The following is a 2,489-nucleotide window of genomic DNA, read 5'->3' as shown; positions in this document are numbered from 1 at the left end:
TCGTCGCCATGACCCACACCGCCAAGGGCGCGCCGAAGATCCTCAAGAAGTGCGACCTGCCGCTCACCTCGGTGCGCCGCGTGTCGCTGATCGTCACCGAGATGGCGGTGATCGAACCGACCGCCGAAGGTCTGGTGCTGCGCGAGACCGCCCCCGGCGTCACCGTCGCCGAGGTCGTCGCCGCCACCCAGGCCACCCTGATCATCCCCGACCACGTCCCGGAAATGGCCATCGCCTGATCCGAACGGAAACATCAACGCCCAAGGACAACCTCCGAACGGAGACGACACCATGCCCAACGACGGCAAATCGCAGGCGGCGCCCGTGCCGCAAGAAACCCAGGGCGGCCTCGCGCGCCTCGCCTATTCCTTCACCGAATGGGCGGAGACGTGGTTCCCCGACGCCTTCGTGTTCGTCATCCTGACGACCATCGTGGTGGCGATCGCCAACCTCGCCACCGGCGCCGGGCCGGTGGCCATCGCCAAGGGCTTCGGCGACGGCTTCTGGACGCTGATCCCCTTCACCATGCAGATGGCGATGGTGGCGATCACCGGCTACGTGGTCGCCTCGTCGCCGCCGTGCACCCGGTTGATCAACCGGCTCGCGGCGTTTCCCTCGACCGGTCCGGGCGCGATCGCCTGGGTCTCCTTCGTGTCGATGGCCTCGTCCTACTTCAACTGGGCGCTGAGCCTGGTGCTCGGCGGCCTGCTCGTCCGCGCGCTGGCCCGTCGCGTCGACCTCAAGATGGACTATCGCGCCGCGGGCGCGGCCGCCTATCTCGGCCTCGGCGCGACCTGGGCGCTCGGCCTGTCGTCGTCGTCGGCGATGCTGCAGGCCAACCCCGCCTCGCTGCCCAAGTCGATCTCCGACATCACCGGCATCATCCCGCTGTCGCAGACCATCTTCCTGTGGCAGTCGGTGGTGATGGGTCTGATCATTCTCGGCATGTCGGTGCTGATCGCCTATTTCTCGGCGCCGAAGGGCCGGCATGTCCGCACCGCCCAGGACATGGGCTGCGACGTCACCGAAGACGGCGTGGTCGCCGACAAGCCGGAGCGGCCGGGTGAATGGTTCGAGTTCACGCCGGTGCTGCCGATCCTGATCGTGTTGCTCGCCATCGGCTTCTGCTGGGCGGAGTTCTCCAAGAAGGACGCCCTGTCGGTCATCTCCAACCTCAACACCTACAACTTCATCTTCCTGATGATCGGCCTCCTGCTGCACGGCAACATCCGCAGCTTCCTCAAGGCCGTGACCAAGGCGGTGCCGACCTCGGCCGGCGTGCTGATCCAGTTCCCGTTCTACGGCGCCATCGCCACCATGCTGACCCTCGTGCTCGGCTCGGACGGCGTGTCGATCTCCCATCACATCGCCAACGTCTTCGTGTCGATCGCCAGCGTCCACACCTTCCCGGTGGTGATCGGCATCTACTCGGCGATCCTCGGCTTCCTGATCCCGTCGGGCGGTGGCAAGTGGATCATCGAGGCGCCCTACGTGATGCAGGCGGCCAAGGATCTGCATGCACACATGGGCTGGGCGGTTCAGGTCTACAACGCGGCGGAAGCGCTCCCGAACCTGATCAACCCGTTCTGGATGTTGCCGCTGCTCGGCGTCCTCGGCCTCAAGGCCCGCGACATCGTCGGCTTCTGCTTCACGCAGTTGATCTTCCATACGCCGATGGTGCTGTTCCTGCTGTGGGCCCTGGCCCTGACCCTCTGACCGACCGTCTCCCGACCCGGCCGCGGATTCGTCCCCGGCCGGTGCGGGGAGCGACCCATCGAGGTTCCCGTCGCACCGGATCGGTTCGACGGGAACCGAAGTCCCGAAACGCCCGTCTCGATCGCGCCGCCGATGCATGGACCCATGCGTCGCAGAACGGAGATACCCCTGGTGCGCTGCACCATGGTGTCGCCTATTCTCCGCGCCGACGACGGGAAGGCGGACGAGGATCCGCCACGACGACATCAAGGGAGAAACACATGACCAACATCGTGATCGCCGGAGCCGCGCGGACGGCCATCGGTTCCTTCAACGGCGCGCTGGCGTCGCTGCCTGCCCACGAACTCGGCGCGACGGTGATCCGGGCGGTGCTGAAGCGGGCGCGGGTCGAGGCGGCGGAAGTCGACGAAGTGATCCTCGGCCAGATCCTGTCGGCCGGCCAGGGCCAGGGCCCGGCGCGTCAGGCGGCGATGGCCGCCGGCATCCCGCAGGAAGCCTCGGCCTTCAGCCTCAACCAGTTGTGCGGCTCGGGCCTGCGCGCCGTGGCGCTCGGCCTGCAGCAGATCGTCGGCGGCGACGCCAAGATCATCGTCGCCGGCGGCCAGGAGAGCATGAGCCAGGCCCAGCACGCCGCCTACCTGCGCACCGGCACCAAGATGGGCAGCCTCGAGCTCACCGACACCATGCTCAAGGACGCGCTGACCGACGCCTTCCACGGCTACCACATGGGCGTCACCGCCGAGAACGTGGCGCGCCAGTGGCAGCTGCAGCTG

Annotated in this window: 3 protein-coding genes; all 3 read left to right on the top strand. The window is 67.4% G+C overall.

Annotation, left to right across the window (positions count from 1 at the left end):
• Positions 1 to 239, top strand: a 239-nt coding sequence (locus EYW49_RS22690) for a CoA-transferase (protein ID WP_323053004.1), incomplete at its 5' end; no start/stop codon positions are given.
• Between the two features lie 52 nt (positions 240 to 291).
• Entirely contained in the window at positions 292 to 1,716 is a 1,425-nt protein-coding gene (locus tag EYW49_RS22685; protein WP_131312002.1) for a short-chain fatty acid transporter, read from the top strand.
• A 260-nt stretch (positions 1,717 to 1,976) separates the two neighbouring features.
• Positions 1,977 to 2,489: acetyl-CoA C-acetyltransferase (locus EYW49_RS22680; RefSeq protein WP_456114987.1), on the top strand; the 513-nt coding region annotated here is incomplete at its 3' end.

This window comes from Siculibacillus lacustris, from assembly GCF_004328075.1.
Lineage (GTDB): Bacteria > Pseudomonadota > Alphaproteobacteria > Rhizobiales > Ancalomicrobiaceae > Siculibacillus > Siculibacillus lacustris.
Note: the sequence above shows the minus strand (reverse complement) of the source record. Positions and strands in the feature narration are given on the sequence as shown.